Annotated in this window: 12 protein-coding genes; 4 read left to right on the top strand and 8 right to left on the bottom strand. The window is 62.4% G+C overall.

What is annotated here, in order from left to right; genetic code table 11:
• Nucleotides 1-22 precede the first annotated feature (22 nt).
• Nucleotides 23-472 carry a Cd(II)/Pb(II)-responsive transcriptional regulator gene (gene cadR / locus ACP691_RS15670; protein ID WP_426151677.1) on the top strand — a complete coding sequence of 150 codons (450 nt, stop codon included), beginning with the start codon at nt 23-25 and terminating at the stop codon, nt 470-472.
• 44 nt (nt 473-516) lie between these two features.
• On the opposite strand, the gene ACP691_RS15665 is transcribed toward cadR, so the two are convergent.
• Genes ACP691_RS15665 through ACP691_RS15655 form a run of 3 tightly spaced genes read right to left on the bottom strand, consistent with a single transcriptional unit; the run spans nt 517 to nt 3135 of the window.
• Nucleotides 517-1488: a thymidylate synthase gene (locus ACP691_RS15665; protein ID WP_426151679.1), complete on the bottom strand. Its 972-nt coding sequence runs from the start codon at nt 1486-1488 to the stop codon at nt 517-519.
• Between the two features lie 41 nt (nt 1489-1529).
• Nucleotides 1530-2339: a prolipoprotein diacylglyceryl transferase gene (gene lgt / locus ACP691_RS15660; RefSeq protein ID WP_040259513.1), complete on the bottom strand. Its 810-nt coding sequence runs from the start codon at nt 2337-2339 to the stop codon at nt 1530-1532.
• A gap of 13 nt (nt 2340-2352) precedes the next feature.
• The gene (locus tag ACP691_RS15655; RefSeq protein ID WP_426151681.1) at nt 2353-3135 is read right to left on the bottom strand and encodes a sulfite exporter TauE/SafE family protein; all 783 of its coding nucleotides are present in this window, start codon (nt 3133-3135) and stop codon (nt 2353-2355) included.
• 119 nt (nt 3136-3254) lie between these two features.
• Between ACP691_RS15655 and ACP691_RS15650 the strand changes: the two genes are divergently transcribed.
• Nucleotides 3255-4004, top strand: coding sequence for an NRDE family protein (locus tag ACP691_RS15650; protein WP_426151683.1), 750 nt, complete (start codon nt 3255-3257; stop codon nt 4002-4004).
• Between the two features lie 128 nt (nt 4005-4132).
• Here the strand turns inward: ACP691_RS15650 and ptsP are convergent, their stop codons facing one another.
• Both ptsP and ACP691_RS15640 read right to left on the bottom strand, forming a co-directional pair.
• Nucleotides 4133-6412: a phosphoenolpyruvate--protein phosphotransferase gene (gene ptsP / locus ACP691_RS15645; protein ID WP_426151685.1), complete on the bottom strand. Its 2280-nt coding sequence runs from the start codon at nt 6410-6412 to the stop codon at nt 4133-4135.
• A 22-nt stretch (nt 6413-6434) separates the two neighbouring features.
• Nucleotides 6435-6914: an RNA pyrophosphohydrolase gene (locus ACP691_RS15640; RefSeq protein WP_181113787.1), complete on the bottom strand. Its 480-nt coding sequence runs from the start codon at nt 6912-6914 to the stop codon at nt 6435-6437.
• Nucleotides 6915-7053: 139 nt separating this feature from the next.
• Here ACP691_RS15640 and ACP691_RS15635 point away from each other — a divergent pair, with 139 nt between their 5' ends.
• The gene (locus ACP691_RS15635; RefSeq protein ID WP_426151687.1) at nt 7054-7710 is read left to right on the top strand and encodes an HAD family hydrolase; all 657 of its coding nucleotides are present in this window, start codon (nt 7054-7056) and stop codon (nt 7708-7710) included.
• An 81-nt stretch (nt 7711-7791) separates the two neighbouring features.
• On the opposite strand, the gene ilvA is transcribed toward ACP691_RS15635, so the two are convergent.
• A complete protein-coding gene (ilvA, locus tag ACP691_RS15630; protein WP_426151689.1) occupies nt 7792-9306 on the bottom strand; it encodes a threonine ammonia-lyase, biosynthetic in 1515 nt (504 codons plus the stop codon).
• Nucleotides 9307-9454: 148 nt separating this feature from the next.
• On the opposite strand from ilvA, the gene rpiA reads away from it, so the two are divergent.
• Complete coding sequence (gene rpiA, locus ACP691_RS15625) at nt 9455-10126, top strand: ribose-5-phosphate isomerase RpiA (RefSeq protein WP_426151691.1); 672 nt, start codon at nt 9455-9457, stop codon at nt 10124-10126.
• Between the two features lie 3 nt (nt 10127-10129).
• Here the strand turns inward: rpiA and ACP691_RS15620 are convergent, their stop codons facing one another.
• Both ACP691_RS15620 and ACP691_RS15615 read right to left on the bottom strand, forming a co-directional pair.
• On the bottom strand, nt 10130-11041 hold the full coding sequence (locus tag ACP691_RS15620) for an SdiA-regulated domain-containing protein (RefSeq protein ID WP_426151693.1): 912 nt from the start codon (nt 11039-11041) through the stop codon (nt 10130-10132).
• Nucleotides 11042-11117: 76 nt separating this feature from the next.
• Entirely contained in the window at nt 11118-12044 is a 927-nt protein-coding gene (locus ACP691_RS15615; RefSeq protein ID WP_426151695.1) for an SdiA-regulated domain-containing protein, read from the bottom strand.
• Nucleotides 12045-12087: the final 43 nt, after the last annotated feature.

Genomic DNA, 12087 nt, shown 5'->3' with positions numbered 1-12087 from the left:
CGCAATACCGAGGATCGGCGTCATGAAGATCGGCGAACTGGCCAAGGCCACCGACTGCCAGGTAGAAACCATCCGCTATTACGAACGTGAGCGGCTACTGCCAGAGCCGGCGCGCACCGAAGGCAATTACCGACACTACACCCAGGTCCATGTGGAGCGGCTGACCTTCATTCGCAACTGCCGCACCCTGGACATGACCCTGGACGAGATCCGCGCGCTGCTTGCCCTGCGCGACAACGCCAGCGCCCCCTGCGCCCGGGTCAATGCCTTGGTGGACGAGCATATCGAACATGTCCGTGCCCGCATCCAGGGTTTGCTGGCGCTCGAAGCCCAGCTGGTCGGCCTGCGCGATCGCTGCCAGGCAGGCGACACCACGGCCGGTTGCGGCATTCTGGAGCGGCTGGAAGTCAGCGGCGCGGTGGCGCTACCTACCGCTGAGGCCAGCCATGTGGGACGTAGTCACGGGCACTAGGCGCCAGGAACGTCAGCGAGGGCGCGTCAGTGGCGCACGAGCGGTCAGACCGCCATCGGCGCCGTCAGCGGTGGGTGGTGCTCGTAGCCTTCGAGGCTGAAATCGCTGGGCTCGATCTTTTCCAGCCACTGCGGCGCGTAGACACCGGTCTGGGCGTAGTCAGGCACGCGGTCGGAAATCACCAGCCGCGGCGCGGGCAAGGGTTCACGACGCATCTGTTCGTTGAGCATGTCCAGGTGGTTCACGTACACATGGGCGTCGCCCACGAAATAGGTTAGCCAGCGCGGGGTATAGCCGGTCAGACGCGCGAACAGGGAAAGCATGGCGGCGCCTTCGGTGATATTGAAAGGCGTGCCCAGGCCCAGGTCGTTGGAGCGGATGTACAGGGTCAGGGACAGCTCACGAGTTTGTGCGTTGGGATGGAACTGATACAGCAGGTGGCAGGGCGGCAGGGCCATCTCGTCGAGCTGGGCGCAATTCCAGCCATGGAACAGAATGCGCCGGCTGCCAGGGTCCTTGACGATGGTGTCCAGGCACTGGCGAACCTGATCGATGGCTTTGTACAACACGACGAATCGCTCGCCGTTTTCCTCGTCTTCGGCAATCTGCCGGTAACCCTGGGCCAGACTGGCCTGGATGGCGGCCGGGTTGCTCGACGGCACGCGCTTATAGGCAGGCCACTTGCGCCATTGCACCCCGTAGATTTCGCCGAGATCGTCAGTGCCTTGGCGAAAGGGGTTGTTCAGCCACTGGCTGTTTTCATTGGCGTTCTGGTCCCAGACCTTGCAGCCCAGGGCACGGAAATCCGCGGCGCTGTTGGCGCCGCGCAAGAAACCGACCATTTCGCCGATGGCGGATTTGAATGCCAGCTTGCGGGTGGTGATGGCAGGGAAGCCTTCCCGCAGGTCGAACTTCAGCATGGCGCCCGGCAGGCTGATGGTATCCACCCCGGTGCGGTTGGCCTGGCGGGTGCCGTGTTGGATAACCTGGGCGACAAGATCGAGATAGTGCTTCATGACAGTCCTGAAGGAGCGGGGCCTTGGCCCCGCCCGAAAATTTAAGCGGTTTGCCGGCGTGCCGGGTCACGGTGGTACGCCAGCCAGATGAGCGCGGCGCCGCCGAGGATCATCGGCAGGCAAAGCACCTGGCCCATGGTCAGCCAACCGAAGGCCAGATACCCCAACTGGGCATCCGGCACGCGCACGAATTCCACCAGGAAGCGGAAAATGCCGTAGCAGAGCGCGAACATCCCCGACACCGCCATGGTAGGCCGTGGCTTGCTGGAATACAGCCAGAGGATGACGAACAGCGCCACGCCTTCCAGCGCGAATTGATAAAGCTGAGAAGGATGGCGCGGAAGCTGAGCCGGGTCGCTGAAGGGTGGAAACACCATCGCCCATGGCAGATCGGTGGGTTTGCCCCACAACTCGGCGTTGATGAAGTTGCCAATGCGCCCCGCGCCCAGGCCCAGGGGCACGAACGGGGCGATGAAGTCCATGAGCTGGAAGAACGTCTTGTCGTTGCGCTTGCCGAACCACCAGGTAGACAGCATCACGCCGATAAGACCGCCGTGGAACGACATGCCGCCTTTCCATACTTCGAAGATCAGTGCCGGATGAGCGATGTAGGCGGGCAAATCGTAGAACAGGACATAGCCCAGACGCCCGCCCAGGATCACCCCCATGGCAACCCAGAACACCAGGTCGGAGAGTTTTTCCCGGTTCCAGGTAGGGTCGAACCGCGGCAGGCGTCGCGGTGCCAGCAGCCAGGCACTGCCGATGCCCAGCAGGTACATCAGGCCATACCAATGGATCTGCAACGGCCCGATGCTCACCGCCACGGGGTCTATCTGCGGGTAAGGCAGCATTTCTCTTCCTCGATCAAAGCAAAAAACCAAGGCCAACGCTGAACAGCAGCATGGCGAACAGACGCTTGAGCAGCCGCGGCGACAAGCGATGAGCCAGGCGCGCGCCGAAGCGGGCGCATAGCATGCTGGTAATGGCGATGCCCACCAGCGCCGGCCAGTAAACGAACCCGGAACTATGCGCTGGCAGCAACGGATCCTGCCAGCCCAGGATGATGAAACTTATGGCACCTGAGAGGGCGATAGGCAGCCCGCAGGCTGAAGACGTGGCCACCGCCTGTTGCATGGGGATACGTCGCCAGCAAAGGTAAGGCACGGTCAACGAGCCACCGCCGATGCCGAAGATCGCCGACGCCCAGCCGATGATCACGCCGGCCAGTGTAAGCCCGCCCTTGCCGGGAGTGTCTCGACTGCCTTTGGGCTTGAAGTCCAGGAACATCTGCACGCTTACCAGCAAGGCGAACACGCCGATGATCTTTTGCAAATGCGGCCCCTGGATGAGCGAGGCGGTCTTGGCGCCCAATGCGCTTCCCAGCAGGATGCCCAGGGTCATCCAGGCAAAGACGTGCCAGCGCACCGCGCCGCGCTTATGATGTTCGCGGATGGCATTGAGCGACGTGAACACGATGGTGGCCAACGAGGTGCCCACGGCCAGGTGTGTCAGCACATCGGGAGAGAAGCCTTGCAAGCCGAAGCTGAAAACCAGCACCGGAACGATAATGATCCCGCCGCCCACCCCGAACAGGCCTGCCAGCACACCGGCGCAAGCTCCCAAGGCCAGATAGAGCGCGTATTCCATGTAAGACTCCCCGAGCGAGGGCGCATGGTAACGGATAGGGTACCGCCGGCTCCAGTCGCCCTGATGGAACCCGATGATCGCAGCCCTGCGAAAGAGCTGCCAAGGAGAAACGCCAGCCCATGTGCCTGATTACCTTCGCCTGGCGCCCTGAGCATGACCGCCCCTTGATAGTGGCCGCCAATCGTGACGAATTCTATGCCCGCCCGACCGCCGCCGCGGCTGAATGGGAGGACGCGCCAGGCGTCTACGCGGGACGCGACCTGGAAGCCGGAGGGACTTGGCTGGGAATGGGCCCGCAAGGCCGCTTCGCCGCGGTCACCAATATCCGCGCGGTAGCCAGCCGGCCTGCGCCTCGTTCTCGAGGCGAACTGTGCGCGGCTTACCTGACCGGTGACGTTGACCTTGGGGATTATGCGCGCCAGGTGTGCAGCAGCACGCAGGAGTATGGCGGCTTCAATTTGCTGCTGGGAGATGGAAGCAACCTGTATTACCTCAACAGTCACAGCAGGGTGCCGCAAGCTCTGGCCGCTGGCGTGTATGGACTGTCCAACGCCGCGCTCGATACGCCCTGGCCCAAGCTGCTCAAGATCCGCAAAGATTTCGCGGCCTCGCTGGAGGCATCCCCCGAGCAGTGGATGGCATTGCTGAGTGACCCTAGCTTGGCCAAGGACGCGGATTTGCCCGAGACAGGCGTAGGGCTGGCAACCGAGCGGCTACTGTCCAGCGTGTTCATCGCCAGTCCGACCTATGGCACCCGTGCGAGCACGGTACTGGTGGCCTGGGCCGATGGTCGGCGCACCCTGGTCGAGCGCAGCTTCGGCCCCGGCGGTGGCCGGCTTGGGGAAGTAAGTTTCGAGATTCCGGGCTGACTTCTGTTCAGCCGTAGGAGGCAGCGAAGCTGCCGAACCTGGCCCGTCTCCGTAAGCCGCGGCACCCGTATTCGCTTTCCTGTGTACCGGTCGACGCCAGTACTGCCCCGGTATCTCGGATCGCGCAATCAGAGGCTCTTGGGCGCGGCCGGGTTGATCATGCGCGCCAACCCCTGGTTCTTGAGGGCCAACTGCAGGGAGCTGTGGATAAGTTGCGGGTTGTCCATCTTCATCAGCTGGGCCAGCAATTCACGGGATTTTTCGTGGCTCACCTGGCGCAACATCCATTTCACCTTGGGAAGGTTGGTAGCGTTCATGGACAGGCTGTCGAAGCCCATGGCCATGAGCAGCACCGCGGCGGCCGGGTCGCCTGCCATTTCGCCACAGATGCTCACCGGCTTGCCTTCGGCATGGGCCTCGGTGACCACGTGCTGCAAGGCCTGCAACACGGCCGGGTGAAGATAGTCGTACAGGTCGGCTACCCGTGGATTGTTGCGGTCCACGGCCAACAAGTACTGGGTGAGGTCGTTGGAGCCGACCGAGAGGAAATCCACCTGACGAGCCAAATCGCGGGTCTGGTAGACCGCCGCGGGAATCTCCACCATCACGCCAATCGGCGGCATCGGCACATCAGTGCCTTCATCGCGCACCTCTCCCCAGGCCCGGTGGAGCAGGTGCAAGGCTTCTTCCAGCTCATGGATGCCGGAGATCATCGGCAGCAGGATACGCAGGTTGTTCAGGCCCTCGCTGGCCTTGAGCATGGCCCTGGCCTGCACAAGGAAGATTTCCGGATGGTCGAGGGTGACACGAATACCGCGCCAGCCGAGGAAGGGGTTCTCTTCCTTGATGGGGAAGTATGACAATGACTTGTCACCGCCGATGTCCAGGCTACGCATGGTGACCGGCAAGGGGTGGAAGGCCGCCAGTTGTTCCCGATAGATCGCCAGCTGCTCCTTCTCGGAAGGGAAGCGCTGGTTGATCATGAAGGGGACTTCGGTACGGTACAGCCCTACCCCTTCGGCGCCGCGCTGTTGGGCCCGGGCCACATCGGCGAGCAGGCCGGTATTGACCCACAAAGGCATGCGATGGCCGTCGAGGGTGACGCACGGCAGCTCGCGCAGGGCGTCCAGGCCCTTGGTCAGTTGCCGCTCTTCCTCGACGACCGCCGCGTACTGCTTGCTGAGAATCTCGCTGGGGTTGGTGAAGACCTCGCCGTGATAGCCATCGACGATCATCTGGATGCCATCGACCTTCGAATAAGGCAGGTCCACCAGCCCCATGACCGTCGGGATACCCATGGCCCGGGCCAGGATGGCCACGTGAGAGTTGCCCGACCCCATCACGGAGACCAGCCCCACCAACTTGCCTTCGGGTACCTCGCCCAACATGGCCGGAGATAGCTCCTCGCTGACCAGGATGGTGTTATCCGGGTAAACCAATGACTGTTGCCGCGCCTGTTGCAAGTAGGCCAGCAACCTTCGACCGAGATCCTTCACATCCGAGGCGCGCTCACGGAGATAGGCGTCATCCATCAGCTCGAAACGATTGACATGCTCGGTGACGACCTGCCGCAAGGCACCCTGGGCCCACTGACCCGTCTTGATGACGTTACGCACCTCGCTACCGAGTGACGCGTCGTCCAGCATCATCAGGTAAACGTCGAACAGCGCGCGTTCCTCGGGACGCAATTGCGTCGCCAGCTTCGCCGAGAGCGTCCGCATGTCATTGCGAACCCCTTCCAACGCGGCCTCGAACAGCTGCAACTCGGCGTCGATGTCGGTCACGGTGCGATCCGGCACCACATCCAGATCAGCGGGTGGAAGCACTACCAGGGCGGTACCCACGGCGGCGCCTGGAGAACCTGGTACCCCTACGAAGCGGGCCTCCTGGGTGCCCTTGCCCTGTCTACCAAGGCCACGGATGGAGCCGGTGGCTTCAGCATGGGCAATGACCCCTGCCAATTGCGCGCTCATGGTGACCAGGAAGGCTTCTTCGCCTTCGTCGAACTGACGCCGCTCCCGCTGCTGGATCACCAGCACGCCTACGACTCGGCGGTGGTGGATGATGGGCGCGCCCAGGAAGGAGGCGTAACGTTCCTCGCCGGTTTCAGCGAAATACCGGTAACGAGGGTGGTCCGCGGCGTTCTCCAGGTTCAGCGGTTCTTCCCGGGTGCCTACCAGGCCCACGAGGCCTTCGTTGGGCGCCATGCTCACCCGACCGATGGAGCGCTTGTTCAGCCCCTCGGTAGCCATGAGGACGAAGCGATTGGTTTCAGGGTCCAGCAGGTACACCGAACAGACCTGGCTGCTCATGGCCTCCTGGACGCGGATGACGATGATCCCCAACGCCGTCTTGAGATCCTTGGCGGAGTTGACTTCCTGGACGATCTTGCGCAGCGTATTGAGCATGGCTCGGGGTCGGACTCCGTCGTCAGTCGCGCGATAACAGGCGTGGCGCCAATTCTTTCAAGGCCCGGCGATACACCTCGCGCTTGAAAGTGACGACTTGCCCTAGCGGATACCAATAGCTGACCCAGCGCCAGCCATCGAATTCCGGTTTGCCGGTCAGGTCCATGCGAACCCGCTGCTCGTTAGATACCAGACGCAGCAGGAACCACTTCTGTTTCTGGCCGATGCACAGCGGCTGACTGTGGGTCCTTACCAGCCGCTGGGGAAGACGGTAGCGCAACCAGCCGCGGGTGCAGGCCAGGATTTCCACATCCTGTCGCTCGAGCCCAACTTCCTCGTTGAGTTCACGATACAGGGCCTGTTCAGGGGTTTCCTCAGGGTTGATCCCCCCTTGGGGGAATTGCCAGGCGTCCTGATTGATCCGACGCGCCCATAGCACCTGGCCAGCATCATTGGTAAGTATGATGCCGACATTGGGGCGGAATCCATCAGGATCGATCACGGTGGCAACCTCGCAAACGCATGTTCAGGCATTGTTCCACAAAGCCCGGCAGAGCAGCAACGAGGCTGCAAGCCTTATGTGCAGCCTGGCTAAAAGGCCGTATTCTGTGGGCCATTTCACTGGCAATGCGAGCCCATCCATGCGTCTGGCCCTCTTCGACCTCGACAACACGCTGCTTGGCGGCGACAGCGACCATGCCTGGGGTGATTACCTGTGCGCCAAGGGCATCCTGGACCCTATCACCTACAAGGCACGCAACGATGCCTTCTATCAGGATTACCTCGCCGGCAGGCTGGACCTTCAGGCCTATCTGAACTTCAGCCTGGAGATCCTTGCCAGTACCGAGCCTGCCCAGCTCAAGGAGTGGCATGCCGCTTTCATGCGCGACTGCATCGAGCCCATCATCCTGCCAAAAGCCTTGGCCCTGTTGGAACGGCATCGCAGCGCAGGCGACAAGCTGGTCATCATTACCGCGACCAATCGTTTCGTCACCGGCCCCATCGCGCAGCGGCTGGGGGTAGAGACACTATTGGCAACGGAATGCGAAATGGACGGTGATCGCTATACGGGCCGTAGTACGGACGTGCCGTGCTTCCGTGATGGAAAGGTCACTCGACTGGAGCGCTGGCTGAGCGAAACCGGCTCGAGCCTGGAAGGGAGCTATTTCTATAGCGACTCGATGAACGATCTGCCACTGCTCGAACGCGTGGCACACCCGGTAGCCGTGGACCCGGACCCGGTCCTGCATGGCGAAGCCATGCGCCGTGGCTGGAAGGTGATCTCGCTACGCGATTGATCCCGCTGACCGTTGGAACTCGCGCCAGCTGGCGAAGGGCCGAAGGGCCCGTTCGGCAGCTTCGCTGCGTCCCACAGCGGTTCAGCCGAGGAAGAGTTGGTAGGCCGGGTTATCGGTTTCGTCCCAGTACGGGTAGCCGATCTCTTCCAGCGCCGCGTACACCTGGGGCCGCTCGCTTTGCGCCACTTGCAGGCCGGCCACGACCCTGCCGTCGGCGGCGCCGTGGTTGCGGTAGTGAAACATGGAGATGTTCCAGCGCCCGCCCAGCTTGTTCAGGAAGTTGAACAGCGCGCCCGGGCGCTCGGGGAACTCGAAGCGCAGCACCATTTCGTTGCTGACTTTATCGGCGTGCCCGCCGACCATGTGCCTGATATGCAACTTGGCCAGTTCGTTGTCGGTCAGGTCCTGCACCGGGAAGCCTTGAGCGATAAGGCTGGCGATCAGCGCCGCGCGCGGGTCGTTGTCCGGGTGGGTTTGCACACCCACGAAGATGTGCGCCTCATCACCGCTGTGATAGCGATAGTTGAACTCGGTGATCTGCCGCTTGCCCACTGCCTCGCAAAACGCCTTGAAGCTGCCCGGGCGCTCAGGAATGGTCACGGCGATCACCGCTTCACGCCCTTCGCCCAACTCCGCGCGCTCAGCCACATGACGCAGGCGATCGAAATTGACGTTCGCCCCTGACTCGATGGCGATGAGGGTCTGCCCGTTGGCACCGGTGGATTCCACGTACTTCTTGATGCCCGCGACGCCGAGCGCCCCGGCCGGCTCGGTGATGGAACGGGTATCGTCATAGATGTCCTTGATGGCCGCGCAGATTTCATCACTGCTGACCGTGATCACCTCATCCACATAGCGGCGGCAGATTTCAAAGGTATGCTGGCCAATCTGCGCCACCGCCACGCCGTCCGCGAACAGTCCCACTTGAGGCAGTACTACCCGCTCACCGGCCGCCAACGCGGCCTGCAGGCAGTTGGAATCGTCAGGTTCCACCCCGATGATGCGTACCTCCGGGTGCAGGTATTTGACATAGGCCGCGATGCCGGAAATGAGCCCGCCGCCGCCCACCGGAACGAAAATGGCATCCAGCGGGCCACGGTGCTGTCGCAGGATTTCCATGGCCACCGTGCCCTGGCCGGCGATGGTGTCCGGATCGTCATAAGGGTGGATGTAGACGTAGCCCTTTTCCTCGACCAGCTTGAGCGACCAGGCGAGGGCCTCCGGGAAGGAGTCTCCATGCAGCACGACCTTGCCGCCCCGTGAACGTACGCCTTCGACCTTGATCTCGGGGGTGGTCTTGGGCATCACGATGGTCGCCTGCACGCCCATCTCCCTTGCCGCCAGGGCCAGCCCCTGGGCATGATTGCCCGCCGAGGCGGTGACCACACCGCGGCTGCGCTCGCTGTCGCTGAGCTGTGACAGCTTGTTGTAGGCGCCGCGTACCTTGAAGGAAAACACCGGCTGCAGGTCTTCACGCTTGAGCAGCACGCGGTTGTGCAGCCGGCGCGACAGCTGTTCGGCTGCCTGCAAGGGCGTTTCGACCGCAACGTCATAGACGCGGGAGGTAAGGATCTTCTTGACGTACTGTTCGAGCATGGGCGCGCGGTCACTGCTGGCGGAACAAGGGTCTTGGAGTCTACCCCAGCGTCATCGGCCGACACCATATTAAGGGCAAGGTTTCCCAGCCCTCTATGACTATAATGTTGCCCCTTTTTCGAACACCAGCCGCTTGCGGAGCGCCAGCATGAACCAGGATCAACTCAAACAGGCCGTCGCCCAGGCTGCCGTCGACCATATCTTGCCCAGCTTGAATGACAAGAGCATCGTCGGCGTAGGTACCGGGTCCACGGCCAACCTGTTCATCGATGCCCTCGCTCGCCACAAGGGGGCTTTCGATGGCGCGGTAGCCAGTTCGGAAGCGACCGCGGCGCGCCTCAAGGGCCATGGCATTCCTGTGTACGACCTCAATACCGTGGGCGAGCTTGAGTTCTATGTAGACGGCACCGATGAAAGCGACGAGCGCCTGCATTTGATCAAGGGCGGCGGTGCCGCGCTGACGCGAGAGAAGATAGTCGCGGCCGTGGCCCGCCAGTTCATCTGCATCGCCGATGCCAGCAAGCTGGTACCGGTGCTGGGCCAGTTTCCCTTGCCGGTGGAAGTCATCCCCATGGCCCGCAGCCATGTTGCCCGGGAACTGGTCAAGCTCGGCGGCGACCCGGTCTACCGCGACGGCGTTGTGACCGACAACGGCAATATCATCCTGGATGTGCATAACATGCACATCACTGACCCGGTGGCTTTGGAAAACGCTATCAACCAGATCGTCGGGGTAGTGACCAATGGGTTGTTCGCGGCGCGGCCCGCCGACCTGCTGCTGCTGGGCACCGCCGAAGGTGTCAAGCGCTACGTCCGCTAGGGCTCAGGGCGTCGGCCTGGGGTCGAACCGGTAGAACAGGTTCGGCTCACTGACCAGGTACAAGCGGCCCGTCTTGTCCATGGCGATGCCTTCAGCCTGAGGCACCTTGGCCGTCAAACCCGCGGACCCCGCGCTCAGGGAGAGCCGGCCAACAGGTTGGCCGTCCACGTCCAGCGCCACGATCACCCGGGACTCGTCCGATACCACCAGCAACTGGCCGGTACGCTCGTCGAATTGCAGGCTGGACAGGTCTCGTACCTTCATGCCCCGATCGCGCGCCGGGTTCTCCCGCACATCGATCGCCACCGGCCCTTCACCCCCGAGTGGGAAGCCATCGATCTCGTATATCCGCACCGGGTCCCGCTCCTTGGCCACGAAGAGGCGCTTGCGCTCGCTATCGTAGGCCAGGCCCTCGAATCCCTTGTTGCCATTGAGGCCCAGCCCCAGCGCGAACTGGTGCCCCTGGGCCGCGTCGATTTCGCGAGTGGTAGCGTCCATCACCACCTGTACCAGCCGCTGTCGCCGCTCGTCGCTGATCACATAAGTGCCGGGCGCTACGTACTCCACTGCCTCAGGATCTTCAAAGCCTTTGAGCGCAACGCGCCGCAGCACCTGGCCTTCGAGTGAAAGCTCCACCAGCTCCGGCGTTTTATTGGTCACGGTGAACAAGGTGTTTCGATCTGGATCGTAGGTCAGCGCCGACACGTCCCCGTGCAGCCCGGCGATTGGCCGCGCCTCTACCGACACGCTATATGTGGCTATTCCCGTAGCCGAACCCGGCATTCCCCACCCGTGGGTCAGCACGTGCCAGGCCATGGCCGGGAGCTGGGAAAGATGGAGACCAACCGTGCCCAGGGTCAGGGCAAGTACAAGCGCGCCGAAACGAAACAGGCGAGGCAGAGCGAACCGCGACATAGGATTACCAGGCAGAAAAGGATTCGCCGATGAAACCACAGTTCGCTGAAACAGGGCTTAAGACTGCCACCAGGTTTCACTTTTTCTCGAAGGCATAGAAGAGGTTGGGTTCGCTCACTACATAGAGCGTGCCTTGGTCATCCATGGCCACCCCTTCTGCCCGAGGCACCGTATGGGCCAGGCCGTTGAAATGGCCGAGCAGGGTCATGAAGCTCACGGGCTGGCCGTTTTCGTCGGCTTCGATGAGCAGATGCGAGTCGGCGGAAAGCAACAGCAGATGGCCGGTGCGTGGATCGAATGTCATGGCCGAGAGGTTGCGCATATCCAGCGCATCGCTGGCTACCGGAGTCTTTTGCGAGCCGAAGCCGCTGTCATTGCCTTTGAGGCTGAACAGCAAGGAGGGGCGTTCCTGGCCCACCAGCAACCGCTGGTGACGAGCATCCCAGGCTACACCTTCATAGCCCTTGTTCCCGTCCGGGCTGGCACCAAGGTCGGTTGAATGAAAGTCGGCGAAATTCAATGCCGTGGTATCAGGGTTCACCGTTACCACCGTGAGGGTGTGCTGACGCTCGTCGACGATCGCCAGACGGCCATCGGCCAGGCGACTTATACCTTCAGGGTTGCTCCAGCCCACCAAGGGGATGCGACGTAGCACATCGCCTTGCAGGCTGAGCTGAACGAGCAGCGGCTCCTTGCCCATGACCGAATACAGAGTACGGGTGACCGGGTCGTAGGTCAGGTCCGAGGCCTCCGCGTTTTCCAGGCCGGGTAGCGGTCGGGCGTCGATGGTCACTCGGTAATCGGGCAGCCAAACCGCCTTGGCCTGGGCCGCTGGCGAAGTCATGGCCTCCCTGAACCAGAGCAACGCGCGATCGTCCCAATGCAGCAGAGCGGCGACCAGGTAAGCGACGATCAGGATCGCGGCTCCGGCAATGTACAGCCGCCTGCGGCCAGAGGCTCTACCTGAGGCCGATATGGAGGGTAAAGCGGCTGTGTCGGACATCGAGTCACCTGCGGCTGGCGAGAGGTGCCGCCATTATCTGCAT

The organism is Pseudomonas sp. DC3200b2, assembly GCF_049895785.1.
Taxonomy (GTDB): domain Bacteria; phylum Pseudomonadota; class Gammaproteobacteria; order Pseudomonadales; family Pseudomonadaceae; genus Aquipseudomonas; species Aquipseudomonas massiliensis.
Note: the sequence above shows the minus strand (reverse complement) of the source record. Positions and strands in the feature narration are given on the sequence as shown.

Bases quoted from the DNA above. Each gene is read 5' to 3' on its own strand.
- cadR (WP_426151677.1), top strand. From the start codon at position 23: ATGAAGATCGGCGAACTGGCCAAGGCCACCGACTGCCAGGTAGAAACC.
- ACP691_RS15665 (WP_426151679.1), bottom strand. From the start codon at position 1,488: ATGAAGCACTATCTCGATCTTGTCGCCCAGGTTATCCAACACGGCACC.
- lgt (WP_040259513.1), bottom strand. From the start codon at position 2,339: ATGCTGCCTTACCCGCAGATAGACCCCGTGGCGGTGAGCATCGGGCCG.
- ACP691_RS15655 (WP_426151681.1), bottom strand. From the start codon at position 3,135: ATGGAATACGCGCTCTATCTGGCCTTGGGAGCTTGCGCCGGTGTGCTG.
- ACP691_RS15650 (WP_426151683.1), top strand. From the start codon at position 3,255: ATGTGCCTGATTACCTTCGCCTGGCGCCCTGAGCATGACCGCCCCTTG.
- ptsP (WP_426151685.1), bottom strand. From the start codon at position 6,412: ATGCTCAATACGCTGCGCAAGATCGTCCAGGAAGTCAACTCCGCCAAG.
- ACP691_RS15635 (WP_426151687.1), top strand. From the start codon at position 7,054: ATGCGTCTGGCCCTCTTCGACCTCGACAACACGCTGCTTGGCGGCGAC.
- ilvA (WP_426151689.1), bottom strand. From the start codon at position 9,306: ATGCTCGAACAGTACGTCAAGAAGATCCTTACCTCCCGCGTCTATGAC.
- rpiA (WP_426151691.1), top strand. From the start codon at position 9,455: ATGAACCAGGATCAACTCAAACAGGCCGTCGCCCAGGCTGCCGTCGAC.
- ACP691_RS15620 (WP_426151693.1), bottom strand. From the start codon at position 11,041: ATGTCGCGGTTCGCTCTGCCTCGCCTGTTTCGTTTCGGCGCGCTTGTA.
- ACP691_RS15615 (WP_426151695.1), bottom strand. From the start codon at position 12,044: ATGTCCGACACAGCCGCTTTACCCTCCATATCGGCCTCAGGTAGAGCC.